Source organism: Bombilactobacillus sp. ESL1187 (assembly GCF_058107155.1).
Window position 1 is genome coordinate 20,057 of the sequence record NZ_JBYLTZ010000002.1, and the last position, 25,333, is coordinate 45,389.

Sequence of the window (25,333 nt, forward strand, 5' to 3'; positions counted from 1 at the left end):
GGCTAAGTTAGCGTCCTTTTTTGTTATAAAAATAGAAAAGAGGAAATTAAATGCGTCAAAAGCAACAGTCTATTACCGGAAAGGTAATCTCAGAATTAAGTCCTTTAAATCGCAGAGTACAGCATTTTGAAGTAATGAGAAAAGATCAAAGCGTGCAAGTCAGCGTTGATTGTATTGTCAAAGGAAAAAAGAAAATTCAATTGTTTCAAAAAGCAGTTAAAAAAGGAAATATAGTCAAAGTAACGGGCGATGGTTTATATCTTCATGTTTTAGGCGAAGACCATAATAAAAAGATAGCTCAGTGGCAATTAAAGTCTAAAACTATTCAAGTGCTTAGCAATTAAGCAGTGATAAAAAATTTTAAATTTCATCTGGAAGAAAGCTAATTAGCTTTCTTTTTTTGTTGTCAAAAAGGAGGTAAAAAATGCATCCAACATTATTAAAATTAGGATTTTTAGGTATTAACTGGTTTGGTAAAGACAATGTTGGCTCGGATCAAGTTGTCAAATTCTTACAAGATCATGAAAATGTCCTAGTTTATGAAAATTGGTCCCAGAATTTCTTTAGTGGTTTAAAGTGGGCAATAGTTAAGTGGCTCTATCACATTGATCAAGCTATTTTCAAGTTGATCCCCAAAGCTTTTGATGTCAAGGCATTGTTTCAAGATGCAGGAATTACTGGTTTAAAGGCGGACCTAGTTAGTGGTGGTTTAATTACGGCGTTATTAGCTATTTCAATGATTTGGTTCTTAATTAAAAAGCAATTTTTCCCAAATACAGCACCGGAACTTAAATCTGCTATTACGCATTTGATAATTTCTATTGTCTTGATAACTAGCACCGGTACGTTGGTCAATAAGGCTTTGGACTTATCAGAAGGTGTTTTTAACGGCGCCGTTCAAACTTCGGAAGGCTCACTGCCATTTAAGTTAATTAAAGACAATACTTTGGATTTGTTCCAATTAGCCAAAAATGGTTGGCGCACAACGGATATTGTCACTGCTACTCCAGATGGCAAACAAAAGGTTACGAAAAACGAAAATGCACTGTCGGAAAAGACATTTGATACTACCGACATGAATTTCGTGATTACACCTGACGTCATTGACGACATTCAGGACAGCGATGACTTGTCGAAAAATGTTAAGAAAACCTTGAAAGATAACTTAATTTATCGGTTAGATCACAATGAAAGTAATGAAGCAGTAGCTCGAAAAATTGACGACGGTAGTCCCTTAAATGACGTGTTTATGCCAGGATACGCTCGCTTTGTAGCGCCAGGTTATGTATTGATTATTGGCTTAATCTCCTTAGGTATCGCATCGTTTTTCATTTTGTATACAATTTTAGATACGATTTTGCAGTTAGTGATCGCTTCAATCCTAGCAAACTTAGTTTATGCCACTGATCTGGAAAGTGGCCAAAGAACCAAGGCAGTAGTTACTGATTTAATCAATAGTGCCGCGGTTATCGGTTTTACTGGCGTTGAGTATGATTTTTATGCGATTGGTTTGACGTGGGCAAGTAAAAATATTGATAATCCAATTCTCAATATCATGATGTTAATAGCTTTAACGATGATCTTAATCATGGGTTCTAATGCCGTATTGAAATACTTCAACGTTGACACAGCAATCAAAAATAACGGTAGTGGTTTATTTAAAGCAGCAGTAGCTGGCAATATGGCTGCTCATGGGGCTGCTAGTGCGGCAAATGTTGCTAAAGAAGTTGGTGGCACAGCTCTACATGCTGCTGGTAATACAGCTAATGTGGCTCGACAAGCGCTCAGTGGATTACGTAATTCCATTGATAATCATACCTCAGGACCAAATATGAACCCTGATCAAACATCTGGCGGTTTAGGTCTTGGCCAAATGATTGCTGGTAGAGGTAAAGAAGCCGCTAATAATTTTGATAATAGTGACTTTGCTAAAAGAACTGGTCTTAGTTTTGATCAATCAGATGTCAACAGTGATAGCCAATCTGATTCTCAATCTAATACTGATTCTAATAATCAGTCACAAGCTAATAATCAATCCCAATCTAATTCAAATGCCGATTCAACAAGTAATTCAGACTCTAAAAATGATAATCAAAGTCAAAGTAATTCTACTTCGGATAGTGAAAATCAGAATTCCAGACAAGGTAATATTGATAATCAAACAGAAGCTGATTCTAACTTGAATACGAACGATCTAGAAGAGGATGGTGTTAGAGGAACACAAGGCTTATCTACTAAAATATCAGATGTATCGGATAACGATACTAGCGGTTCATCTAATGCAACAGACTCAGGCGGTTCTAATCAACCGGACTCTGACGGTCGTTCAGTTAATGATTTAAATGAACAACAACTTGCTGGAAATACCGCTAAAGTTTTAGATTCCACTGGCTCGGAACAAGTAGCAGATACTGATAATGATCCTAAGAAAGATTCAACTAATCAGGATGCAAATAATCTTCCTGGCGACGGTAGCGAGCCAACAGTTAATGAATTTAATGAAAATCAAAATAACAATCCTGATACTTCTAGTGCCAATTCCAATCAGGGGAGCGATCTGAATAGTGAAAGTAACGGTATTCATTCTTCTGAAGAAGATTTGAAAGCTAATGTTGACGAAGCTAATTTACCAACAAGCGATCAAAAAATCTCAGAGATCACTGATCCTAATGCAAAGACTGATATGTCACAATCAGACAATAGTCAGAAAAATGATTTTGAACAACCTAAAATTTCGGACACTAATTTAAGCCCTGATGATACTTCTATTGGTTCTTCTAATCCAGATAGTAATTCGAATTTAGGTTCTGATTCCGAAGCGGCAAAAATTAGCCAGAAAGTTAATAATAGTGCAGAAGCTGACACCAATAAAATTAATCAAGGGTTTGATAGTATCCGTAAGCAAAATGAGGATGACTTAAAGGAGAATAGCTAATGAAGAAATACTATAACATGTCGAATATTGAAAACCGCAAAATCACAGTCAAAATTGGATTTGTTTCTATTAAAAATATGCTGGTTCTAATAGTATTTCCGATCCTGTCATTTAACATTCTACAAAACTTTAATTTTCCCATGGTAGCTTCTGTTTTAATTACAATATTGATTGCAGGTTTTGCAGCTTACTGCCTGGCTAAAACTAAGAACAATCCGGTTGAAGGAAATTTTAAATTATTACTATATGCAGTGGTTTTGAACCAAAAACGGTATTATCCCTTAGACCGAATTAAAAGTTATCAAGATAAAAATAAAAAGTCATTGTATTAGTTTGATAAAGGAGATTTTAAATCAATGAAAAAATCGGAAATAGGAGGCACAAATCTCCGAACAAAGTCCTTATTTAACAACAAAGGAGATGATTCGATTTTGAATATTTTACCTTTTAAACGCTGTTCGAAAAATGGGGTCGTTGTCAAAAATGATAATACAGTTCAAGCTTATTTATCAGTGAATACAACGGACTTAGAGTCTATGAATGACGATGAATTAGTTCATTGGTGCGATTCTTTAACTGAGTTAACACGAGTCTATGGTTATTGTCTCAAGCTAATTTCAATGTCGCGTCGGACTAGTGTTCCAGATCAGATTAATTACTGGACACACCAAAAACGAATGGCCGATCGTGCTATTGCTCGCAAACAAAATGTCTATCAAAATCAAGTAATTTCAACGATCAATCGTGCCACTCTTCAAAAACTTTATTCGTTGCAAAGGCAGTCGTCGGAATTAAAGTTCTATTTAATGGTTTCTGCTAAGACTGAAAATGAGTTGGCCAAGCGTATTCGTTCAATTCAGATTTTAGGAGGTAGCGTCGGGTCAGCAAGATTGGGTCTAGCAATGCAGAACAAAAAGGAAGTTACGGCTATTCTTTTTAGAATGAATAATATGAATGACGAAGGAGATTCAGATGACTAAATTTGAACTAAAAAAGTGTCTTAGTCCTTGATTTATCAAGGATTTAGGCACTTAGATATGTTATAATTATGTATGTAAAGCAAATGCTAAGGCGGTGGCTATTCCGAAAATGGGGTGGTGCTTATGGTGTAAAAACTGTAAACGAACATTCTAGGAAAGGATTAGCAAGTTGTTTCATTTGAACATTCACGATCTTTGCCAAATAATCAATACGATTATTGACGTGGCAAGTTTCGTTTGGATGGTCAAACAAAGCACAAAAAAATAATCGCTTTAGCCATGCAGGGCTAACGATTATTTTATTTAGATAATTAAATTTAATAGTCGCCGTCTTGGCAACTTTACAAAAGGGTCAGTGTTTCGAGCGCTGACTCTTTTTCTTACACTTAAATAATAACAGTAACACTAAGGATTAGCAAGATTTTGCTAGTCCTTTTTGTTTTAAAAAGAAGGTGGGAAACGATGATTAAATCTTTGTTGTAAAAGTGCTCAAATCCTTGATTTATCAAGGATTTAGATATTTAGATATGTTATAATTATGTATGTAAAGTAAATGCTAAGGCGGTGGCTATTCCTGGAAAGGGAGTGGTGCTTATGGTGTAAAAACCGTGAACCCAGATCCTAAAGAAAGGAGTAGCAAGTTGTTTCATTTGAACATCCACGATCTTTGCCAAATAATCAATACGATTATTGACGTGGCGAGTTTCGCCTGGATGATCAAACAAAGCACAAAAAAATAGCTGTCTTAGCCTTGCAGGGCTGATAGCTATTTTAAAATGATTTAAATTTAGAATGGTTACCGCTTTGGCAACTTTACAAAAGGGTCAGTGTTTCGAGCGCTGGCTCTTTTTCTTACATACAAATATTAACATATTTATTGAAAATAAAAAAGCGGATAACGCCTTGATATGAACGAGACGTTAAATGTTAAATACTAAAAAGGATTAGCAAGTAATTGCTAGTCCTTTTTTCTTTACACGGAAAGGACGGTAGGAAATGTTATTTAACAAAAAAGCGGCAGTAAAAACGCCGGATTTAGAAGTAGATCCGTATAATAAATTTTCCAAAAAACAGCAAGAAATGTTAAAAAAAGAGGGTTATGACTTAGATTGGTTATCCCAAATTCAACCCCAAGGTGGCATGTTTTTTGGTGAACGACAGGGAGAAACATCGGACGGTTATTTTCAATGTTTGGAGGTAACCAAGTATGATAATGACCCTTCTGTATTTTGGTTGGCACGAATAATGGATTATTCGTATACCATTTGTACGGCAGATTTCAAAACAGATCCTAAGGATAAATTATTAAAGGACTTAAATAAGGGTATGGACGAATTAAGCGACCGTGAAGTAGAAGCGGCTCACCAAACCGATCGTCATAATGCGCATGAAGAAAAAAAGAAAATGTTACTGTACGCCCATGAATTGTCTAGACGTGGGGAAGTAGCTAAACAAGTTCGGTTACGCGTCTTCATTTACGCGCCAACAGTGGCACTTTTGGAACAACGCACGCAAGATATTAAGACCCGTATTCAAAATAATGGTTATAAAGTTACCAACTTTTTGTTTGAACCGTATTTTCAATATCAATCATTATTTATGAACTTAGATGAACAGGATACGCTTATGAACAATCGAATGCCTTATTCAATGCCAGCAACTAACATTGGTGGTGGCATTCCCTTCCACCACCAAGCTTTAATGGATCCCAGAGGTTATCCCTATGGTCAGACATTAACAGGAGGTTCCTTTATCTTTGATCCGTTTTTTAAGTCTACTGATCGTTTAGCTTATAACGGAGCTGTTTTGGGAACGATGGGTGCTGGTAAGTCTAATTTCTTAAAAATGATGGAAGAAGCGACCGTTGGTTCACACAACATGGTGCGGGGCATTGATATTGCAGGCGATTTTAAACAATTAATTACTAGTCAACACGGCGAATATGTTCCGCTAGATGGTTCTGGTGGTTTGATTAATCCGTTGGAAGTTATGGGAACCGTGTTAGATCAAGGAAATTTAAAAATTGATCAAGCGCAATCTTTTAACCAACATATTTCTCATGTTGGTGATCAATTTAGGTTTTTAAACCCAGCCTTTACCGCCGATGATTTGACTGAATTGAGAATTTATTTACATCGTTTTTATGAAGCAATTGGTTTAGTTCCCAAAAACTACGAGCAAGATCCTCACTTTCAAATTACAGACTTACCGGCGAATGAATATCCAACTTTAACCGATTTTTACAATTGGCTTATGAAGCAATCAGTAGATGCTAAAGCTACTTTAAACAAAAAACGAACCTTAGAAAAAATACAAACGTCATTGCAAGATATTATTTCCAACTACGGTTACGTCTTTGATGGGCATTCTACTGTTAAAAATTTATCTAATGAACAAATCGTTTATTTTGGAGCTGGTAACTTACAATCACTATCCCGTGAGGTTTTCCATTGTCAGTTGTATACAGCTTTAACTATCATTTGGAATCATGCGTTGCAAAATGGTATTCGGGTCCGCCAAAACTTAAAGTCCGGCAAGATTAAGGAAGGTGAAGAAACCTATTGTCTGGCAATTTTAGATGAGTGTCACAATATTATTAACACGAACATGATTTTTGCGGTGCAATACGTAAGTCGCTTTGAGAGGGAAATGCGGAAGAATTACGCTGGTGTTTGGTTTGCTACTCAGTCTCCTGAAGAAATGATTCCTGAAGGTGCTAATAGTGCCGATGCCTCAACGATTAAAACTGTTTTACAATTTACCACGTACAAATTTTTAATGCGGACTGATTCTTCAACTATTCCAGCCGTGCAACGACTTTTAGGAAATTCAATAACTAAGTCTGAGTATGACAAATTAGTAAGTTTGGAAGTTGGCCAAGCTGTCTGCAATTTTGGAAAAAACATTAATTATACGGTCAAATTTAAACCTGATAAAGAGCAATTAAAGAGATTTGATGGAGGACGTTGATAATGTTTAAAAAACTTAAAACGTGGATTTTAGGAGGCTCAGGAGCGCTTGTAGTTACGTTTATAGTTTTGGTAGTCATAATTCTTGGAGCCATGTCGCAAGCAGCCGGTTCAGGTGGTGACGACGGCGATGATTATGGCGACGTAACTAACGTTGGACTTTCCAAAGAGGTTCTTGCTTACAAAGATTTGGTGGAGAAAGAATGTAAGGAGCAGGGCGTTCCCGAACTTGTTCCTTACGTCTTGGCCATTATGATGAATGAAACCAGAGGAATTGGTAATGACGTCATGCAATGTTCTGAATCGCAAGGATTACCACCAAATTCTTTGTCACCGAGTGAAAGTATTCATTACGGAGTTAAATATCTGAAGAGTAATAAAAACTTAGCTGATCAGTATGGAATTGATATTTTTGGTGCAATCATGGGTTACAATTTTGGTTCTAATTATATTAATTGGATGGCCAAAAATGGTTACAAAAAGAGTACGACACCAATTGCTGATCAGTATTCAAAAAACGTTGTCGCCCCCGCCTTAGGCAATACAAGCGGTGCAACTTACGTTTATAAAAACGAAATTTCGGTTCCCTACAATGGCGGCTTTTTATATGTCAATGGCGGGAACTTTTTTTATGACAAATTAGTAAAAAGATATTTGCAATTTGGCAGCAGTAAACACAAACGAACTCGTAAAAAGCACAGTGGATCAAAGGTTATTGACGAAGCTCAAAAGTACCTCGGTGTTCCTTACGTCTGGGGCGGACATGACCCCGCAACAGGCATGGATTGTTCGGGTTTCGTGGGCTACGTCTTAACTAAGGTTACGGGCAAGCAATATCCACAATATACAGTTTCGCTAGAAAGTTGTGGTACACCTGTTCCACTCAGTCAGTTGTCCGCCGGCGATATGATTTTTTATGGTTCTAAAGGTGCTTCCTATCATGTTGCCTTTTACATGGGCGATGGAAATGTCATTGAAGAACCTAAACCAGGAGACGTTTGTCACATTCGGCCCTTATCAGCATGGCAGCCAGACTTTGCTGTTCGTCCTAATTTATAAATAGTTAATTATTAAAGGAGTTTTTATGATGAAAAAAGAGATTAACAATAGTAATGATCGAACAAAAACTTATTTAGGGATAATAGCGGCAGTTTTCTTTTGTTTAACTATTTTATTTGGTTATACGACGCTAACAAGCAGTCAAATGAACAAAGCTAAAGCTAATAAAATAGTAGCGCCTTTTTCTAAAAAGTTAACTAAGGATCAACAGACAATCAGTAGTTTAAGGTCGGATAATCAAAGCTTGCAAGCTCAATTAAGTGATCAAAAGCAAAAGTCAGAAACGAAAAATAATAATTCCTTGAGCTCGCAAAATGTTTTTTTAAATGGTTACGGTGATTTAGCAACCAAGTTTGTTTCGCAAATAATTGGCCCACATACCGCTGCTGATATTCGTAAAAATTTAACCGGTGTAGCGACTAAAGAAGTAATTGATAAGGTTGCTCCGGTTGATCAAAATGAAAAGTTTGATTCTAAAGTTCCGCAATCAAAAATTACGATTGATCACGTTGATAGTTATATTGATAAGAGTTCGATTACTGATCAAGTCGCTAAAGTTTACGCCATCGCCCATTACAAAATTGACGAAACGGATATGACCACGCGCATTAATTTAACGATGGGGATTGGTGATAATAACAAATTAATTGTGACTGACGCCGCTTACGACGTCCAACAAGCTAACAATTGAGGTGTTAAAAATGTTTAAAAGAAAACACAAAATTAGCAGTGCTATTGATTTGAATTCACACCGTAAGAGATATTTAGTAATCATTTTAGGGTTCTTATTTAGTATCTTGGCCATCTTCTTTTATACCATTTCTAAGCCCCAAAATATTTCGAAATATAAAACAACAACCTATTCACAGATGGGAAGTTTAAATTTGGTAACTGATAAAGTTACGTACGATTCGGCAAAACAAGAGTTGAGAATTGGCATGTTAGTAACAAATCAAGTCATGAATAACAGTGGTAAGTCTGGTAATGACGCTAACTTTACCGACATGATGAATAACTTAGATAACGATTCGGAAATTTTAGAAACAATGAGCAATTTAAAATTTAAAGCAGAAGTTGCCGGGATTAAGCAACAAAAAGTTAAACTTCCTAATCAAGTACGGGTAATTAATTCTGATTATGTTTTGATTAGTGTTCATCAAGTTCCGGCTTCTGAGCCGCTAATACGGTTAGTTCTAACACCAAAGGTAATTAATAAAAATGTTAATTCAACAGTTAATACGAATAATACGGAGTCAATTAGATCATATTTTTTGAAAAAAGATTATGTAAACGCACCTTTAACTGACGCTGCGTATTCTTATAAATTTGATGCTGATAATGCGAAGATCAAATCTATTAAACAGGTGATTAAGCGTGGTTATCATGAGAATAAATCTATTCAAAAAGATATCCAAGAAAAGCAAAAGTTAATCACTAAAATTCAAGCTTTGGAAAAATTTGATTCAGATTCAAGTTTGGAAAATCATCGGTCGCAAGTTCAAAGTTATCAAAGTACTGTTAAGCAAGATAATGTTCAAATTGATTCCAATAATCAGAAAATTAAAGGTTTAAAGAAGCAAATTCAGAGTATTAATCAAAACTAGTTTGTAAGCAGACTTAAGTTTAAAAGCACGGGGTCAGGGCCGAAAACCGTCTTTTGGTAAAGAGCATAAGGAAACTTGATAGCAAATCCATTCTGGATTTGCTGCATAGGCTGTGCCTATGCGGTTTCAAAAACCTAAAACTTGCTATCAAAATTTGTTAAAAAAAGCCCAATTTAGGACTAGTCCTCTATTGGGCTTTATTGATATATCAAGGATTGTTTATAGCCCTTAATTGGTACAGGACCATTTCAGGGCTACAATTTTAAGTCTCTAGAAATCAATTAAAGGGGTCTAGAACATGCAAATATTAATTAGAAATGTGGATACTCATTTATCTGCTATGTTAAAAAAACGACAGCAGGAATTGCAATCACGTGGAATAAAAATTAATCAAAGTGAATTGGTTTCTCAACTTCTGGAACAAGCCTTAACTTCTAATTTTTATGAATATAAAAAGGATGTTTATGATGAAACTATCGCTACTTTAACTGACAAATTTCAAGAATTTATTGACACTAATATTCAAGTTTTAGAAGCCGTAGCAGGTATTGAAATAGAAGAAGATGAGGAGGAAAAGAATAGTGAAAAAGGCCAGTAACGAATTAATGAGCTGTCATATGTGGCTGACTAAAGCTAATAAAATGTATTTAGATGAGTACATTGATAGTCATGATAATGTAAAAAGCTATTCTGAAGCAGTTAGAAATATTTTGACGGAAGCAGACATTGAGGATAAACGCGTTGCTAGTAAAATATCAGCCATTGGCAAGGAAGTTTCTATTATTTTGGAAATTTTAAAGACCAATGCGCCCGACACTTACGAAACAGCCAAGAAAAAAGTTGAGGATCGGATCCAGTATCGGACGACCCGCAAAGCTAATAAAACTATCCCCAGAACTTTGAAAGACGATCCATATAAAGTTGATATACCCAACTTTTTAGGTAAATAACATGAGTAGTCCAAGTATTATTTTAACCTCCAAATTTTCTCTTCCTAACTCAAATGATTTCACTAAATTTGTTAATTATTTGACGCGGGAACAAGCCTTATTAAAAGAAGAAAAGTTAACTAAGTCAGAGACTAAAGAGTTACAGCTGATCCAAAAAAATAAGCAAGAACTGTTTCAACAACCAGGACGTTCTTCTAAAAGTTATGCTTCAGAAAATTCTAAAAAGCAATTGCAGGAAGAAGCCAATCACTTGGTCAATGACGATTTTGACTTTAACAATTTGGATAAAATGGATTTTACGAAAATGGTAACTTACATGTCGCGGAGTTATGCTTTACGGCAAAAAACGAATCCAACTAGCAGTGAGCAATTTGAAATTAAGCGCATTGATCAAGCTATGGATAAGATTATTGATCGCCAATCAGAAGCTCAGGATAATCTTGATAAAGCGAACATTTTAAATGGCGTGTTTGATCAAAAACGAGATTTCATTAGTGTGAACGACTTATCAGATGTTAAGGATAAATTTTTAACGGCGCAAAAAAATGGTTCGGTTATGTATCAAGACGTCGTATCGTTTGATAATAATTTTCTCAAACAAATTGGCTTATTAGACGACCACAATAATTTAAATGAAGCTCGTTTAAAAACAGCTGCTAATAAAATGATGGATCGGATGTTTGAAATTGAAGACTTAAAAGATACTGGTTACTGGTTTGCGTCAATTCACCGAAATACTGATAACGTGCATATTCACTTTGCTACTGTTGAAAGTACCAACACGCGAAAAATAGTTCAGCGTGGTCAGTATTTAGAACCCAAAGGTAAACGTCGACAAAAAACAATCGACGCCATGAAAACCACGTTTACGCATAATCTTTTAGACCGCAGTACAGAATTAACCCGAATTAGTGAGTTAAGAAATGATTTGGCAAAGGGAATTAAAAGAGAATTGCAAAATAACCATAGCCGGCGAATTAATCACTTGGTCAGAGAGCTTTATCGTTGTCTACCAGAAGATCACAGCTACTGGAATTATGGCGCGGCTGGTCCTAATCAATCGCCAGTTAAGAAAGCAATTAATAAAGAAGCTAGAGAAATCTTAGACCAAATTACAACCGAAATTGTGCAAGATAATCCTGATTTTAAGGATTATCAAGATTTGATTAAACGGGAGAGTGAATTAGATCAAACCTTATATGGTAAAAGTAAACGAAAGACTAAGGACTATGAACAAAATAAAACTTTGGACTTGAAAAAGCGTTTAGGCAATTCAGTTTTGAAAGAGTTGAAGCAACGCCAACTAATTCAAACTAAGAAAGTTAATGCCTTAAATAAAATGAACAGTCAGTACGCCAAACGCCGTTATGTTTTACAAAAGCGTCGGCATTACAAAGCCGTAGTGCCCAAATTTGTGCCTTATTTTAATCGCAAATTGGACCGGATTTTGAGTAATGACGTGAGGCAACAACGCAATCAATACTTTTATCAACAAATGCAACGAGCCGCAGAACGCGGTCAATCATATTAAAAAGAGGTAATGAAGTGTTTAATCGAGTAACGTTAGTTGGACGTGTCAGAAGTCCTTTGAGCTTGCAAGAAAAAAATAATTCTAAGTTTGTCGAGTTTGACTTAATTGTTACCAGAAACAAAACTAATAACAACGTACGCAAAACGGATAAATTTAATTGTATAGCGTGGCAGTCTATGGCTGAACAATTAATAGCAAGAGCTGATCAAGGAACTTTAATGTTAGTTGACGGTCATCTGCAGCGGAAAAAAACAGGATCAACGGAGGTAGTGCTGGAGGATTTTAACATTTTAGAAATGCCGATTAGGCAGATGAAAAAAGGTTCTAGACAAAGACAGTTTGTGTTGATCCCAAAGAATAAATAGGTAGTTAAATGATAAATAAAACATGCTTAAGAGAACTCATTGAGTTCTCTTTTTTAATAGTTAATTTTCAACGATCACCGCCTAAAAAAGTTTAGGTGCTGGTCGTTTTTTGTTTTGGAAAAGGAGATATAAGATGGCGAGGTTTACAGATGCAGAAGTTGATCAGGCAAACGGTGTAGATATTCTAAGTATTTGTCAAAATAACGATATACCGTACGAAATGGAAGGTAATCGTTATGCGCGCTTAATTGACCATGACTCATTGTTAATTGATTTAAAAAAGAACGAATTTTATTGGAACTCAAGGCAGATTTCTGGTGGAGCGATTGACTTTGTAAAGACGTACGTGCTTGATAATAATGATTTTCGCCAAGCCGTTTCTTATTTGTTAGATGATAATCAAGGTAAAGCTTACGAAAAGCATACAGACAAAGAATTTGTTCAGGAGCCGTTTGTCTATGACGAAACCAAAGAATTGGATAACATTGATCGGGCGCGAGCCTATTTAAAGGACGTGCGTAAGATTTCTGACCAAACAATTAACGAATTTCAAAAATCAGGTGTTTTAGTAGAAGATAAATATCATAATGCGGTCTTTAAATGGTTAGACAGTAGTCGTCACAATGTTATTGGTGCGTCCAATCAAGGGACGATTATTAATCACGAAAAATACGGTAAACGGGGGACTTGGAAAGGAATTCAAAAGAATTCAACTACTGCTTTTGGGATTACCCACGTGATTGGCTCGGCCCGAAACTTGAAATTTTTTGAGAGTGCAATCGACATGATGAGTTATCGTGATTTACACCCTGAGTTAAAAGATACAATGTTGGTCTCAATGGAAGGGTTAAAGCCACAGGTCGTTTATAATTATGTAGCTAAAAATATTCGTAGTCAGAAGAGAGCGCCAGACTCAATTACTATTTGTGTGGACGACGATAAAGCCGGACACAGTTTTTACGATCGGATTGCACAAACACAATGGGTTTGTCAGTTGGACGGAAAAACCGTGACTTTTGAAAATGAATTATGTTCTGAACTGGGTTGTAAAGACTATAACGATGAGTTAGTTAAAAAATCAGAATTGGAAGTTGAGCAAGAACAGGCTGAGGAAAAACCAGTTGAAGAACGGCAAGAAACTATCAATCCAGACTCACCATTTGGTTCAGAAGTTGAGGAGGTAAAGTCAACAACGATTGATTTCTCCACGTTGGCCAATCAATCAGAAACTTTAACTAAAGAGTCAAATGTTGGCCAGCCACTGACTTCTCCAGAAATGGAAGGCTTAGAGGAACCGCCTTTACCGCCAGAAGAGCCCCAGTGGCAACCAGCGCCTGCTCCAGTCATTAAAAAAGAACCTAGTCAAGCTTCTAAGGAAAAAGAACAGGTTAAGGTTAATCAAAATAGTAAAACTAAAGTAGCTAGAAAGGATCTAAAAAAGGAACTCAAGGGCAAAATCAATGATATGTTAACCGATATTAAAGGTTATGCAGTGGATCCTAAAAAGTATTTGAAAATGGTTCAGTTCATGAGTCATTTTTATAATTATTCTACTAGAAATCAGTTGCTAATTGCTCACCAACGTGAGGGTGCGCAAGCGGTAGCTAGTTTTAAAAAAATCAAGGAGTTAGGATATTCAGTTAAAAAAGGTGAAAAGGGTATTAAAATCCTAACCCCGGTTAAGGTAACTACTTTTAAGCGAAACGGAAAAACTGTTAGATTAAGCCAAGCTACCCCGCAAGAAAAGCAACAAATTAAGTCGGGCCAAATTAAGTCAGAAAAAAGTACGTTCTTTAAAGTGGGGAGCGTTTTTGACGTCACGCAAACCAATATGCCGAAAGAGAAGTATCCGGAACTCTACCCGAACCGGCATGTTGATTTTGATATTAAAAATCTGGCTGATCAAAAATGGTTAGATCAACAGTTGAATAACTTTGCGCAAAAGCAGGGTGTACAAGTGATTAAAGATCTACCAGGAGCAGAATTTAGCAATCGCTTTGGTAACGCTAAAGGTGTTTGTGTGAATCAAAAAGATATTTACTTGAATCCAGATAATACTTCTGGAGAAATGACCACAGTGTTAATCCATGAGTTGGCTCACTCACAACTGCATTCACCAAAAGAACACGAGCAGTTGGAGCAGCCTATTCGGGAATTACAAGCAGAGTTGACTTCCTATTTAGTGGCTGATCATTTTGGGATAGATGATCATGATTTTACGGTTAACTATTTAGCTAGTTGGACCGATAATGGCCAAAAACTGAATGAATTAGGTAATAAAGAACAATTTAAAGTTTTAGATGGTGTTTCAAAAACTGCCAAGAAAATGATTGAGTCTTTTGGCACAAAAGAACAAGATAGAGGAGAACAAAAAATGACTGATAAAAGTAAGGACCAAAAGAACGTTGAAAAAAAGCAACAGGAATTAACTAAAGAGCAAGAAGATATGCGTAGAAAAAAATATCAACTGGAATTACAAAAACAAAAAATGGAGCGCGATTAAGCAATGACGGATTATTTAATTTTGGCGGAAAAACCGAGTGCAGCCAAGAAGTTTGCCACTGCCTTAGGTGGAACAACTGGTAGTTATGGCGGAAAAAGTTACAAGATAGTGGCGAGCCACGGACATTTAATGACCTTGAAAGAACCGGCAGAGATGTTAAAAGATCCTAGCTTGGCCAAGAAGTACAAATCTTGGGATATTAGTGACTTACCATGGAGTATGCAAGATTTTACCTGGCAAAAAACCTATATTAATTCTTACAATCCTAGGACAAAAAAGAAGCAATCAGCTGCTGCTGATATTAAAAAGATTAAGGAAGCCACAAAGGATATTCAAACATTGGTAATTGCTACCGATGACGATCCGTCAGGCGAAGGGCAGCTGTTAGGCTGGGAAATAGTTAATGCTATTGGTTGGCATGGTCCAGTGGGGCGGATGTATTTTGAAGACGAGTCAGCTCGGAGCGTTCAAAAAGCTTTTAATCAAATTGTTCAATTACCATCGCAAAATCAAGATGGTGAATACTTGAAAGCCGAAACTAGAAATCGCTGGGATTATATGTCCATGCAGTTAACGCGAGCTTCAACGGATTTGGCCCGTAAGGCAGGCTATCATGTTAAAAGTGTCCGTCAAGGACGTTTGAAGTCGGTAATTATTCGGCATGTATTCGATCAGCAAGAAGCGATTAAAAAATATCAGCGTAAGCCGTTTTATGAAGTTAAATTTAAAGATGAAAATGAGCATGTGTTTACCAATAAATTAAAGGATGCCCCTAAATTTGAACAAAAAAATGAAGGTGAGCAAGAGTTAAAGAAGTATCATGATTCAGCGATCAACTCAGCTGTCACCACTCGTAAAATGCAGTCCCCAGGAGCATTAATTGATTTATCAGGCTTAGCAGCCCGTCTAGCTCCAATGGGTTTCAACGCTAAAGAAGTTTTAGCAACTTATCAAAAGCTGTATGAAGCCGAGTATGTGTCTTATCCGCGTACGGAAGACAAAAAAATAACTTTAGAACAGTTTAATGACTTGTTGCCCTTAGCAGAACAAATTGCAGGTGTCGTTGGCGTTAATCCGCAATTACTAACCCACCGTTCACCCCGTAAAAAGCATTTAACCAAAGACGCAGCGCACGGCGCTAATCGTCCAGGACTAAAAGTTCCTACTTTTTTAGAAGAGTTAAGTAAATTTGGTCCTAGTGCTCAAGCCATTTATCAAACGTTGGCCAAGAATTATTTAGCCATTTTGTGTGAAGACTATGTTTATGATCAAGTTAAGGCTACTTTGGTGGATTATCCAACGTTTGAAACGTCTTTTAATATTCCAGTTGAATTAAACTTTAAACAAGTGTTCGCAAATGACTCAGACGAACAAGACCAAGAACAGACCGCCGAATTAGGAAAGATGGCAAGTCCGTTTTTGTATGAGGGAGCAAATCCGAAGCCTACTAAGCCCAGTATGAAGTGGGTCACTAAATATTTAGAAAAATATAACGTAGGTACTGGTGCAACAAGAACGTCCACGTTAGCTGAATTAGTGGCCGGCGCAAATGCTCCGTTAAAGGAGAAAAAGGGCGTGTATTCGATGACGCCAGTTGGTAATTTGACAGCGGCTTTGAATAAAGATACGTGGATTTCATCGGTTAATGTCACTGAAAAACTATTTAACGGCATGGCCCAAGTTGGCCAGAAGCAAATTAAACCGGGCCAATTATTAGGCACGGCCACCCAAACGATTGAACACGATGTACCGATTATGGTTTATAATGCTAAGTCTTTAGCAACCACAGTGGGTAAACCGCAAGGTAATACTGCACCATTTAAGAAAAAGGAAAAGGTCAGTGGAACGTTGGCCAATGGAACAAAGGTCGAATTTAACCAAAAGTGGGGTATGCACACATTCACTGAAAAGGAAATTAATGATTTGTTGGCAGGAAAAGAAATTAGCTTTAGGTATAAGAAATCAATGATCAAAGGTTCGTTACAGCAGCAAACTTATAAAGGACACAAGTTTTGGGGATTTAAGAAAGCAAGTGATTAAATGAAAAAGAAGAGGCTTAACTGGGCTATGATAGTTAAAAACTATCTTTTGAGACCTGAATCATGGTTAGCTTTAGCCATGGGCTTCATGATTGCTGTGTTTGAATACTTGAGATTGCAAATAAGATTACCAAAAATCCATGCACAGCTAATGTTAAGTATGAACAGTCATACTTTACAGAAAATATTGAGTTCAACTATCGTGTTGAGTTCTCAATTATTTTTAACGGGAATATTTTGTTTGATTGTATTCTTTGTAGCATATGGATTTTTACATTCTAACAAGAATGTGTTTATCTACGTTTCAGTAAGTGTTTTTCTTATTACTTTTTATCTGGTAAGTTTTATTGAAGGAATTATTCATGGCAAAGTCATGAATGATTTTTTGTTTTTCATTATCTCGTCGAGTATTTGGGGAGCTTGGTGCTTAATCCAATGTGTTAAATATTTGTATAGGTGGCTTCAAGATAAGAATGGGGGCCAATTCAACTTATCCAAATTGTTCTTGCTTTGGTTAATAGTCATGACCATCTTTGTAATTTGGTAATTGATTTTAAATAAGAATTCAGTAGAAAGAACTAGCAATTTGCTGGTTCTTTTTTTGTTTATAAAGGAGTGAGCAGAAGTGAAGAATATGAAGACTGATACGTCTAAAAGGGTATTAAAAATTGCTGGAATTGCGATCTCAATTATTTTGATTTTAACGATCTTTTTAGCTAGACATACAATTAAAAACTATTGCGTTGGTGTCGTGAATAAGGCTGAAACAGTCATGATCCCAGCAGTTGACGCTAATCAAGATTTAGCTGATCAAACAAGCAATACGAAATTTAAAATTGACGATAATGTGCCGGACTTTGTAGATCAAGACTTGGTACTTCCGAAAAAGAAAAAGCAAAAAAGTACGTGGATCTATTATTCCAATCAAGATTCTGCAGGCAGACCTACACAAGTAGACGCTATGTTAGACCAAAGTAGTTTGCCTAAAAAGCCAAGTGTAAAACCTGTCACCTACACGCCGGCAGGTTTTATTAACAATGATAATATGCCTGGAAAAGTTAATTTTACTCGTGGTAAGTTATTAAATAATTTAGTTGATAAAAAGGTAAATGTTACTGATCCAAGAAATGTATTTACGGCTACAAATTTTTTGGAGAGTAATTTAATGAACGTTATGGAGAAGAAAACTATTAGTTATCTAAAAACTAATCCGAAAAATCACGTTCGTTATCGAGCAAAATTAGTTTATAAAGACGGTGAAGTAATTGCCCGCGGGGTACAAATTGAAGCTCAATCAGTTGAAGATCGTGGCTCAACTTCTAATTTGAGTTTCAATGTTTATTTGCGAAACATGCAATCGCATATTCAAATTAATTATGCCAATGGTGATAGTAAGAAAGGCATTTAATAGTAAATAAATTTACCCATTTTTAATAAAAAATAGCAATTGGCTTATTTGCCTCAAAATGAGCTTATAAGAAATTTTTGTAGCTTGAATATAATTGGACGTGATTTAAATTTAAATTGCTTAGATTGCAAATATGAAAGTCGAATTTTGTTAAAATTCAAAAAAATATCTTGTTCAATCAAAAGGCAGTTTTAGAGTGAACATGGTACACTTATTAGTTAATAAGAGGTGAACGTTAGTGAACTACAATAATAAATTAAAAGAACTTACTGCATTAAAGACTAAAATGAATCAATATCGTCCGTTATCTCAATTAGAAGTGAAACAATTAGAAAAAAATGTCCGAATTGAACATGTTTGGTCTTCCGCGGCAATTGAAGGTAACACTATGAGCAAGTATGAAACCGCTGCTTTAATTGAAGGTGGTTTAGGAGCTACTATTCATGGTAAAACGCTCAAAGAAACACTGGAAATTACCAACTTAAATAATGCTTACGACTACATGATTGAATTAGCAACTAAGCAAGTTGAATTAAACGTTTCTGATATTCGTAATTTAAATCGAATCGCGACCATAGAAACGATCATTCCACAAACCGACGCGGGTAATTATCGGACTATCGACGTTTGGCCATATGGTTTAGAAGATCATCCTTATTTAGCTCCTTATGATATTTCGGAAGCGATGGATAATTTAATTGTCTGGAGTAAGACCGCATCTAAAGAATTGCACCCAGTGCAGTATGCAGCTGACTTGCACCAAAAGTTTGTCTCAATTCACCCATTTAGAGATGGTAATGGCCGAACGGCTAGATTGTTAATGAATTTTGCTTTAACGGAAAATGGTTATCCAGTAATTAATGTTAATCCGTCGAAAACAGCTCGTAATCAGTATATGGAAGCTTTAGAAAAAGCCAGATCTGAGCAGCATGAAATGACGCCATTTCGGGAATTGATTGCCAGTTACGTTAAAGATGAGCTTAATCATCGTATTTCCATTTTAGAATTGAGTGAAAGAAATACTAAGGAGGCTGAGAAAGACCTTTATAGTGACCAAAACAGAATTGATTGGAAAAAGTATTACCGCGAACACAAAAACGAGTTAGACCGATGATTAGTAAACAGTTAAATATCTTCAAAATAGCAGGGCGCCTTTTGTTAGGTGTCTTGCTTTTTGTTTGGGAACAGATACCAGTTATGATATTAGAAGCGATGGCCTTAAATAAGAAGGCTGGTCAATCTTGGACTAGTTACACGATCTTCGCGATTTCTTGTATTTTGATCATTATGGCCATGATTTGGATAATTAAAAAAGTACAGTTGTTTCCAACTAAAAAATTGGACTGTCAAGCAATTTTGTTGGTAATAGTTGCGGGTGTCTTCCTATTTCTAATGAACTTGGCACTGGCACCGTTATTTAAAACAGTTGGTAATACTAACGTCAGTGCTCAATTGCAGGTCGTTAAACGAGTCCCAGTAGCTTTTACAGTTTACGCGCTTTTAATTGGACCAATTTTGGAAGAATTACTTTTTCGAGGATATGTACAAAACATGTTTAACTTGGATCCAAGGATAAATATTTTATTGTCAGCAGTCATTTTTGGTTTAATGCACATTTCCAATGATCCAATTTATTTTATTTCTAAAGTGGTTATGGGATTGATTTTAGGCTTGGTTTACTGGAAGACTAGAAATATCAAAGCAAGTATTCTAGCGCATTTGATTAATAATCTGACTTCTTTAATCTAAAAAATAAAGCCTCCCTTACTCTATGGGAAGGCTTTGTACATAATGAAATTTAATTACATTGGATTAAACTGAATTGATAATTGCTGATTTGTAGCCTGAGCAATTTCTGCTAATAATTTTGTTGAAGCGTTCATATTGCCACTTTCAATTCTAGCAATCGTGGACTGAGGTTTATTTATTAATTTAGCAAATTCTCGTTGACTCATGCCAAAACTGTCACGCAAACTACGAACTTTAACAGCAATTTCTAAATTAATATCTTCTTGCTCTACTGCTTTTGCAAATTTTGGATCGGTAATACTTCTTTTTTCAATATATTCATCAATTTTTGTCATTATTTATTCCCCTCCTAAAAATTTTCTTCTTCTATTTTTGGCAATCTTTTTTTCACGTTCGGGAGTTTTTTGAGATTTTTTAGTAAAAACATTAGTAATTATATAATGGTCATCTTTTACTTGGAAATAGATTGCCCTTTGAATATTAGAAGCTCTTTTAGAACGTATTTCATATAAATTGTCTTCTAATTTTTTAATCCATTCTTGACGAACAGCAATGCTTAATCCGTATTGTTCAATTTTTTGAATAGTAGTAACTAATTTAGCAGCGTCTTTATAATTTAAACTGTCTAGAAACGATTCAAATTCGTCATAATCATAATAGTCAAACTCTATTTTCTTCATATTCGTTATGATAGCAAATTGGCGTTCAAAAAGCAATAGTTTACAGAAGTTAAAATTTCAACTTTTTTAGTTGAGTGTGTTTTTAGGGTGTACTTAAAAGAAGCCGTTTAAATAATGTATTATAATTAGTCTTGTCTATGATTTGTGATTTTTAATACTTGTTTTTATAGGAGGATAAAATAGAGATGTCTAAAGAAAATAATGACCCTATTGCACTTATTAAATTTAACAAATGTGCACACAGTCTTAATGAAGGAGAGATTTGTTTGTCTAAGATTCAAACGTTTCTTCACGGTGACAAAAACGATAAAACTTATGATTCTAATGAGGGTTTTATTACTTTTAAAGATGGCACAAAATTAAGCTATGTGGATATAGTCAAAAAATTCAGTGATTTCGATAGTGTTCAAACTTATCTTAGTAGTTTTACCATACTGTATGAAGATGATTTTGATGAAAATAAATGTATTAAACGAGAGACAGTCGAAAGATTAAGAACTTCCTATAATCCATGTGGTGAAAAACGTAATTTCGTACTATTTGATTACAAAGGATTTCACAGTTGGTTAGATCTTTTAAATAGCAATAGTTTTAAAGAAAAAGATTCCAATAATGATGAATGTACTATTGATTTTGACACAGAAGATAGGAATCTTCACTTTAACGAGATTGATAAAAAAGAGCAATCAATTACTACTTTTTATGCTAATAAAGTTACTTATAGTGATTGTCCTTATTATGATACATGTAAAAATCTTACTAATTGTATAAAAGCAAATGATAATAGAAATGATAGTGTTAATGAAGTTCTTAAGAAAGCTATCTTTACAAAGTCAAGTAAATATTCTGACCAAAGGGAATTTAGAATATTAATTACCAAATTTGAAAATAGTGATTTACCGCTCCAAAAAATATTTTTAAAAATTTCCTCAAATGGCTATACTTCGATGTTTTGTAAAAATAGTTATCTAGAGAGAATAAGAAAAGAAGATTTTACATGGAAGCTTAATCCAAATTATCAATTGAATGAATTGAATGAATGGTGGAAGAAGACTGAAGAAGAATGTAGAAAAAAAGATTCAAATAAAAAAACGACATAACTTAATGGTTGTGTCGCTTTTTTACTTGTCTTATAATTAGGCTAGTTAGAATGCGTCATATCTTAGTGACATAAATAGGTGGTGAAAATATGAAATATGGCTACGCTCGTGTTAGTACTACGGATCAAAAATTGGAAAACCAAATTGAATTGTTAAAAACAGCGGGTGCTGAAAAAATTTATCAAGAAAAATTTACAGGCACTACAACTCAACGTCCAGAATTTCAAAAGCTGATTGATCTGCTATCAGAAGATGATACATTGATCGTTACTAAGCTAGATAGGTTTGCTAGAAATACGAGAGAGGCTCTGGAGATTATCCAAGATCTGTTCCAACGCAATGTTAAGATTCATATTCTCAATATGGGAATGATTGATAATACACCAACAGGACAACTAATCTTTACGATTTTTAGTGCGTTTGCGCAGTTCGAACGTGATATGATTGTAACAAGGACACAGGAAGGGAAAGCTTACGCTAAAAAGAATGATCCAGGTTTTAGAGAAGGACGCCCCAAAACGTACACTGACGAGCAAATTCGCTTTGCTTATGAATTACGCCAGCAAGGTATGACCTATAAAATGATTGAGCGTAAAACAGGTATTAGTGAACGTACTCAACAACGACGTTTTAAGTTGTTAAACAATTAATAGAATAAGGAGAATTCATATGCTTAAGAAAATGTCTTATTATTTAGATGTCTTACTCTACCTTGCCATGGTAATTTTGAGTGTTTGTTCGTTAGTAGAATCGTTACTTCATCCAACGACAAGCAATTCGGCAACCATTTTTTATATTTTAAGCACAGCTAGCTTGGTTATAGCAACCGTTTTGTCTGTTGCTAGGATTAAAGTTAATAAAAAATTAGGTTTTGCTTTAAATACTTTGGGCATAACGTTAATGGCTGCCAGCGCGTGGTTCCTGTTAATAGCCAACGGCTATATTTCTAAAATTCTTGGTCAAGTAATAATAGCAGTATTTTTAGTGTTAACCATGGTGATTGCTTTGATGAATTACTATTTGGTCAAAAATAGTTAATCAAAATAATTTTAAGCAGCAAAATAAAGTGGCTAAAGCCTTGTAAATCAAGGATTTAGCCACTTTTTTATGGTATAATTATTGAGTAAAGTTAAATGCTAAGGCGGTGGCTATTCCTAGAAAGGGAGTGGTGCTTATGGTGTAAAAACTGTAAACCCAGATCCTAAAGAAAGGAGTAGCAAATTGTTTCATTTGAACATTCACGATCTTTGCCAGATAATCACTACGATTATCGATGTCGCAAGTTTCGTTTGGATGGTCATGCATGAATCAAAAAAATAGCTGTCCTTAGCCGTGCCTGGCTAGATAGCTATTTAAATATAATATAAAAATTTTAATAGTCGCCGTCTTAGCAACTTTACGGAAAGGTTAGTGTTACAGCACTGACCTTTTCTTACATACAAATGATAACATAGTTGGAACAAAATTTCATGCCAGAGGAGTTTAATTATGCATACTAAAATAATCGGTTATTTAGATGCAGTACTGTATTTGTTAATGATAATTATTAATTTATGTTCTTTAACAATTGAATTGATAAGACTTGATAGAACGGCTTTTTCAATTGTTTTCTATGTTTTGAATACTTTGTTTTTTTTAGTAGCTTTATCTAAAAAATTGGTCGAATAACTAAATTACATTTAGAATCTTGGACCTCAACTTTCTTATTTGCAGGCATGGTTTTTATGTTAATTGCCAGCGGATATATTCAATATGTTGTTAGCAAGTTAGTAGTTCTTATGCTTTTAGTTTTAACGTTGGTAGTTGTTTTCTCAAATCATAGTTTGGAAAAAAATCTTCATGAGTAAGAAAAAGAAGAAGAGTAGACCAAGGAAGGTTAGACGAGCTGTTAAAGCTGTGTTATTGCTAAAGAATAAAAATACTGGTAGGTATCGCTTTGCTCCCAAGGCTTATTGGCATCAAATTTCAACGAATACTAAGTTGGTAGTTGAAGGAAAGCCGCTTAGTAAGTTTAGAGGGACAAAAGTTCCAGCTAGTAATATCATTATGGTCAAAACGAATTATGGACCAAGACCGGCAGTAGTTTTAGAAAATATGGAAGTAACGGGGGTAATACCTAAACGAGTTATTAAGAAAATGCGTAGAGTAACTAGGGTAACGACGCAATCTTTGAACAATATAGCTCCAGGACTTTGGGAAGTATTAGTTAAGTTTGATCTATTGGCTGATAGAAGTGATTATGTAACTTTTCCAAAGCCGAAGATCCAGTTAGAGGACAGTAGCAAACAATGACTGAAGATAAAAATGTAAGCAGGAAAATGTTCCCGAAACATGCAGTTTTGGTGCGGCATTTGAACAAAAATGATAAAACGGGTGCGTATGAACTTTCTAATGGCGCTTATTGGTTCCGTTTAACAATCAACACGGAAGATCGGCCCCACAAAGAAAAGTTTAAGAGTGATAGGGTACCATTTGGCCAGATCGTAGAAGTGGGTACAAGGTATGGCCACAAAAAAGGCGTTGTTTTAGAAAGCAAAATAGTGACTGCTGAAGACGGCGAAAATGCACTTGCTGAAGTTCAACATATGAAACGGGTTCTAGTAATTACTAATGATAAATTAGACGATTTTGCGCCCGAGTTAACGCCTAGTATTTACAATTATGTTAAGTCGCCGAAAAAGCATAAGAAGTACACTTACCAGTCTTCAAAAATAATCAATAAAACACTGTTACCATACTTAGGTATGACTGTGAAGTACCGCTACAAAGAACCGCAAATGGAAAAATATGAGGGCTTTTATTTTAAAATGTTCGACATTTCCTTTCGCAATAGACTTGCTAAAAAGACACCTGTACGTAAAGGATACTCTGTGTCCTTATATGATCGTGATGAAAGTGGTAAAAAACAGGCATTTGACATGAATAGCAGTTCTGATATTACCTTAATCAATATTGTTGACGGTATGCACCAGGGCCAGTTCCTATTTCCAAAAACAGTCTTGTTGAAGCATGGTATTTTAAGAAAAACAGGAGTCAAAGGAAAAATGACATTGCGTGTTTATCCGAGTTGGGAAACGGGATTGAATGCAGCTGCTTTAAAAGAGTTAGAATGGCAAACAGATTATTTTGTTGATTTATCAAATGATCGAGAAGCTGATATGGAAGTTTTAGAGAGGATTATTGGTTGAGAGAATTTACCATACAGGTTAAGTTTCTTTGTAATAAACTACGTTGCGTGGTAATATAGTTATGTAAGAAAAAGTTATACAACATGTGTTTCAAGCGACAAAAAAAGACGCTCAAAAACTTTCCGACAAAAGTTTTAAGAACGCCTTTTTTATATGGTTATTTCCTCATGTGCTTATCAGGCCATTCTTTAATGAAAGCTACTGATATGCCGACAATAATACCAGAAATAATCTGTAAGAAAAAGTTTAACATGTGTCTCACCCCCTAATGTT

General features: G+C 35.3%; 24 protein-coding genes. 22 read left to right on the forward strand and 2 right to left on the reverse strand.

All coding sequences use genetic code 11. From position 1 onward, the window contains the following. Positions 1-50: 50 nt before the first annotated feature. The 17 genes from AC3B5B_RS08220 to AC3B5B_RS08300 all read left to right on the forward strand — a co-directional run bounded on the left by AC3B5B_RS08220 (position 51) and on the right by AC3B5B_RS08300 (position 20,092). On the forward strand, positions 51-344 hold the full coding sequence (locus AC3B5B_RS08220; protein ID WP_489769877.1) for a hypothetical protein: 294 nt from the start codon (positions 51-53) through the stop codon (positions 342-344). Positions 345-424: 80 nt separating this feature from the next. Beyond that, a complete protein-coding gene (locus AC3B5B_RS08225) occupies positions 425-2,935 on the forward strand; it encodes a pLS20_p028 family conjugation system transmembrane protein (protein ID WP_489769878.1) in 2,511 nt (836 codons plus the stop codon). Next, a complete protein-coding gene (locus tag AC3B5B_RS08230; protein WP_489769879.1) occupies positions 2,935-3,267 on the forward strand; it encodes a DUF5592 family protein in 333 nt (110 codons plus the stop codon). Before AC3B5B_RS08225 ends, AC3B5B_RS08230 begins: the two co-directional genes overlap by 1 nt. A 99-nt stretch (positions 3,268-3,366) precedes the next feature. Then, the gene (locus AC3B5B_RS08235; protein ID WP_489769880.1) at positions 3,367-3,915 is read left to right on the forward strand and encodes a TraC-like domain-containing protein; all 549 of its coding nucleotides are present in this window, start codon (positions 3,367-3,369) and stop codon (positions 3,913-3,915) included. A gap of 996 nt (positions 3,916-4,911) precedes the next feature. Continuing rightward, positions 4,912-6,885, forward strand: a complete 1,974-nt coding sequence (locus tag AC3B5B_RS08240) for a VirB4 family type IV secretion system protein (protein ID WP_489769881.1) — start codon at positions 4,912-4,914, stop codon at positions 6,883-6,885. Positions 6,886-6,887: 2 nt separating this feature from the next. After that, positions 6,888-7,943 (forward strand): bifunctional lytic transglycosylase/C40 family peptidase, encoded by a 1,056-nt coding sequence (locus AC3B5B_RS08245; RefSeq protein WP_489769882.1) that lies wholly within the window; start codon positions 6,888-6,890, stop codon positions 7,941-7,943. Between the two features lie 28 nt (positions 7,944-7,971). Next, positions 7,972-8,634, forward strand: coding sequence for a hypothetical protein (locus AC3B5B_RS08250; RefSeq protein ID WP_489769883.1), 663 nt, complete (start codon positions 7,972-7,974; stop codon positions 8,632-8,634). Between the two features lie 10 nt (positions 8,635-8,644). Beyond that, a complete protein-coding gene (locus tag AC3B5B_RS08255; RefSeq protein WP_489769884.1) occupies positions 8,645-9,547 on the forward strand; it encodes a hypothetical protein in 903 nt (300 codons plus the stop codon). 298 nt (positions 9,548-9,845) lie between these two features. Beyond that, on the forward strand, positions 9,846-10,145 hold the full coding sequence (locus tag AC3B5B_RS08260) for a hypothetical protein (protein WP_489769885.1): 300 nt from the start codon (positions 9,846-9,848) through the stop codon (positions 10,143-10,145). After that, the gene (locus tag AC3B5B_RS08265) at positions 10,129-10,497 is read left to right on the forward strand and encodes a hypothetical protein (protein ID WP_489769886.1); all 369 of its coding nucleotides are present in this window, start codon (positions 10,129-10,131) and stop codon (positions 10,495-10,497) included. The genes AC3B5B_RS08260 and AC3B5B_RS08265 overlap by 17 nt, the downstream gene beginning before the upstream one ends. Position 10,498: 1 nt before the next feature. Then, entirely contained in the window at positions 10,499-12,028 is a 1,530-nt protein-coding gene (mobP2, locus tag AC3B5B_RS08270; RefSeq protein ID WP_489769887.1) for a MobP2 family relaxase, read from the forward strand. A gap of 14 nt (positions 12,029-12,042) precedes the next feature. Beyond that, positions 12,043-12,393 carry a single-stranded DNA-binding protein gene (locus AC3B5B_RS08275; RefSeq protein ID WP_489769888.1) on the forward strand — a complete coding sequence of 117 codons (351 nt, stop codon included), beginning with the start codon at positions 12,043-12,045 and terminating at the stop codon, positions 12,391-12,393. Positions 12,394-12,526: 133 nt separating this feature from the next. Beyond that, complete coding sequence (locus AC3B5B_RS08280; protein ID WP_489769889.1) at positions 12,527-14,896, forward strand: DUF3991 domain-containing protein; 2,370 nt, start codon at positions 12,527-12,529, stop codon at positions 14,894-14,896. Positions 14,897-14,899: 3 nt separating this feature from the next. Further along, positions 14,900-16,936 (forward strand): DNA topoisomerase, encoded by a 2,037-nt coding sequence (locus AC3B5B_RS08285; protein ID WP_489769890.1) that lies wholly within the window; start codon positions 14,900-14,902, stop codon positions 16,934-16,936. 633 nt (positions 16,937-17,569) lie between these two features. After that, positions 17,570-18,343 carry a DNA/RNA non-specific endonuclease gene (locus AC3B5B_RS08290; protein WP_489769906.1) on the forward strand — a complete coding sequence of 258 codons (774 nt, stop codon included), beginning with the start codon at positions 17,570-17,572 and terminating at the stop codon, positions 18,341-18,343. A 286-nt stretch (positions 18,344-18,629) separates the two neighbouring features. Continuing rightward, positions 18,630-19,457: a Fic family protein gene (locus tag AC3B5B_RS08295; RefSeq protein ID WP_489769907.1), complete on the forward strand. Its 828-nt coding sequence runs from the start codon at positions 18,630-18,632 to the stop codon at positions 19,455-19,457. Continuing rightward, a complete protein-coding gene (locus tag AC3B5B_RS08300) occupies positions 19,454-20,092 on the forward strand; it encodes a CPBP family intramembrane glutamic endopeptidase (RefSeq protein WP_489769891.1) in 639 nt (212 codons plus the stop codon). The genes AC3B5B_RS08295 and AC3B5B_RS08300 overlap by 4 nt, the downstream gene beginning before the upstream one ends. Before the next feature lie 53 nt (positions 20,093-20,145). Here AC3B5B_RS08300 and AC3B5B_RS08305 read toward each other — a convergent pair whose 3' ends face one another. Then, positions 20,146-20,427 carry a helix-turn-helix domain-containing protein gene (locus tag AC3B5B_RS08305; RefSeq protein WP_489769892.1) on the reverse strand — a complete coding sequence of 94 codons (282 nt, stop codon included), beginning with the start codon at positions 20,425-20,427 and terminating at the stop codon, positions 20,146-20,148. 3 nt (positions 20,428-20,430) lie between these two features. After that, on the reverse strand, positions 20,431-20,772 hold the full coding sequence (locus AC3B5B_RS08310) for a type II toxin-antitoxin system RelE/ParE family toxin (protein ID WP_489769893.1): 342 nt from the start codon (positions 20,770-20,772) through the stop codon (positions 20,431-20,433). Positions 20,773-20,957: 185 nt separating this feature from the next. Here AC3B5B_RS08310 and AC3B5B_RS08315 point away from each other — a divergent pair, with 185 nt between their 5' ends. The 5 genes from AC3B5B_RS08315 (at position 20,958) to AC3B5B_RS08335 (ending at position 25,060) form a co-directional block, all read left to right on the forward strand. Continuing rightward, positions 20,958-21,872 (forward strand): hypothetical protein, encoded by a 915-nt coding sequence (locus AC3B5B_RS08315; protein WP_489769894.1) that lies wholly within the window; start codon positions 20,958-20,960, stop codon positions 21,870-21,872. Between the two features lie 89 nt (positions 21,873-21,961). Continuing rightward, on the forward strand, positions 21,962-22,522 hold the full coding sequence (locus tag AC3B5B_RS08320; RefSeq protein WP_489769895.1) for a recombinase family protein: 561 nt from the start codon (positions 21,962-21,964) through the stop codon (positions 22,520-22,522). A gap of 19 nt (positions 22,523-22,541) precedes the next feature. Further along, the gene (locus AC3B5B_RS08325; protein WP_489769896.1) at positions 22,542-22,910 is read left to right on the forward strand and encodes a hypothetical protein; all 369 of its coding nucleotides are present in this window, start codon (positions 22,542-22,544) and stop codon (positions 22,908-22,910) included. Positions 22,911-23,711: 801 nt separating this feature from the next. Further along, the gene (locus tag AC3B5B_RS08330) at positions 23,712-24,164 is read left to right on the forward strand and encodes a DUF5839 family protein (protein ID WP_489769897.1); all 453 of its coding nucleotides are present in this window, start codon (positions 23,712-23,714) and stop codon (positions 24,162-24,164) included. After that, positions 24,161-25,060 (forward strand): MepB family protein, encoded by a 900-nt coding sequence (locus AC3B5B_RS08335; RefSeq protein WP_489769898.1) that lies wholly within the window; start codon positions 24,161-24,163, stop codon positions 25,058-25,060. The genes AC3B5B_RS08330 and AC3B5B_RS08335 overlap by 4 nt, the downstream gene beginning before the upstream one ends. Positions 25,061-25,333 lie beyond the last annotated feature (273 nt).

Excerpts from the sequence above, each read along its gene's own strand:
- AC3B5B_RS08300 (WP_489769891.1), top strand. The coding sequence starts at position 19,454 with ATGATTAGTAAACAGTTAAATATCTTCAAAATAGCAGGGCGCCTTTTG.
- AC3B5B_RS08220 (WP_489769877.1), top strand. The coding sequence starts at position 51 with ATGCGTCAAAAGCAACAGTCTATTACCGGAAAGGTAATCTCAGAATTA.
- AC3B5B_RS08320 (WP_489769895.1), top strand. The coding sequence starts at position 21,962 with ATGAAATATGGCTACGCTCGTGTTAGTACTACGGATCAAAAATTGGAA.
- AC3B5B_RS08285 (WP_489769890.1), top strand. The coding sequence starts at position 14,900 with ATGACGGATTATTTAATTTTGGCGGAAAAACCGAGTGCAGCCAAGAAG.
- AC3B5B_RS08260 (WP_489769885.1), top strand. The coding sequence starts at position 9,846 with ATGCAAATATTAATTAGAAATGTGGATACTCATTTATCTGCTATGTTA.
- AC3B5B_RS08250 (WP_489769883.1), top strand. The coding sequence starts at position 7,972 with ATGAAAAAAGAGATTAACAATAGTAATGATCGAACAAAAACTTATTTA.
- AC3B5B_RS08310 (WP_489769893.1), bottom strand. The coding sequence starts at position 20,772 with ATGAAGAAAATAGAGTTTGACTATTATGATTATGACGAATTTGAATCG.
- AC3B5B_RS08315 (WP_489769894.1), top strand. The coding sequence starts at position 20,958 with ATGTCTAAAGAAAATAATGACCCTATTGCACTTATTAAATTTAACAAA.
- AC3B5B_RS08225 (WP_489769878.1), top strand. The coding sequence starts at position 425 with ATGCATCCAACATTATTAAAATTAGGATTTTTAGGTATTAACTGGTTT.
- AC3B5B_RS08325 (WP_489769896.1), top strand. The coding sequence starts at position 22,542 with ATGCTTAAGAAAATGTCTTATTATTTAGATGTCTTACTCTACCTTGCC.
- AC3B5B_RS08290 (WP_489769906.1), top strand. The coding sequence starts at position 17,570 with ATGAAGACTGATACGTCTAAAAGGGTATTAAAAATTGCTGGAATTGCG.
- AC3B5B_RS08230 (WP_489769879.1), top strand. The coding sequence starts at position 2,935 with ATGAAGAAATACTATAACATGTCGAATATTGAAAACCGCAAAATCACA.
- AC3B5B_RS08280 (WP_489769889.1), top strand. The coding sequence starts at position 12,527 with ATGGCGAGGTTTACAGATGCAGAAGTTGATCAGGCAAACGGTGTAGAT.
- mobP2 (WP_489769887.1), top strand. The coding sequence starts at position 10,499 with ATGAGTAGTCCAAGTATTATTTTAACCTCCAAATTTTCTCTTCCTAAC.
- AC3B5B_RS08245 (WP_489769882.1), top strand. The coding sequence starts at position 6,888 with ATGTTTAAAAAACTTAAAACGTGGATTTTAGGAGGCTCAGGAGCGCTT.
- AC3B5B_RS08295 (WP_489769907.1), top strand. The coding sequence starts at position 18,630 with ATGAATCAATATCGTCCGTTATCTCAATTAGAAGTGAAACAATTAGAA.
- AC3B5B_RS08305 (WP_489769892.1), bottom strand. The coding sequence starts at position 20,427 with ATGACAAAAATTGATGAATATATTGAAAAAAGAAGTATTACCGATCCA.
- AC3B5B_RS08255 (WP_489769884.1), top strand. The coding sequence starts at position 8,645 with ATGTTTAAAAGAAAACACAAAATTAGCAGTGCTATTGATTTGAATTCA.
- AC3B5B_RS08330 (WP_489769897.1), top strand. The coding sequence starts at position 23,712 with ATGAGTAAGAAAAAGAAGAAGAGTAGACCAAGGAAGGTTAGACGAGCT.
- AC3B5B_RS08335 (WP_489769898.1), top strand. The coding sequence starts at position 24,161 with ATGACTGAAGATAAAAATGTAAGCAGGAAAATGTTCCCGAAACATGCA.
- AC3B5B_RS08240 (WP_489769881.1), top strand. The coding sequence starts at position 4,912 with ATGTTATTTAACAAAAAAGCGGCAGTAAAAACGCCGGATTTAGAAGTA.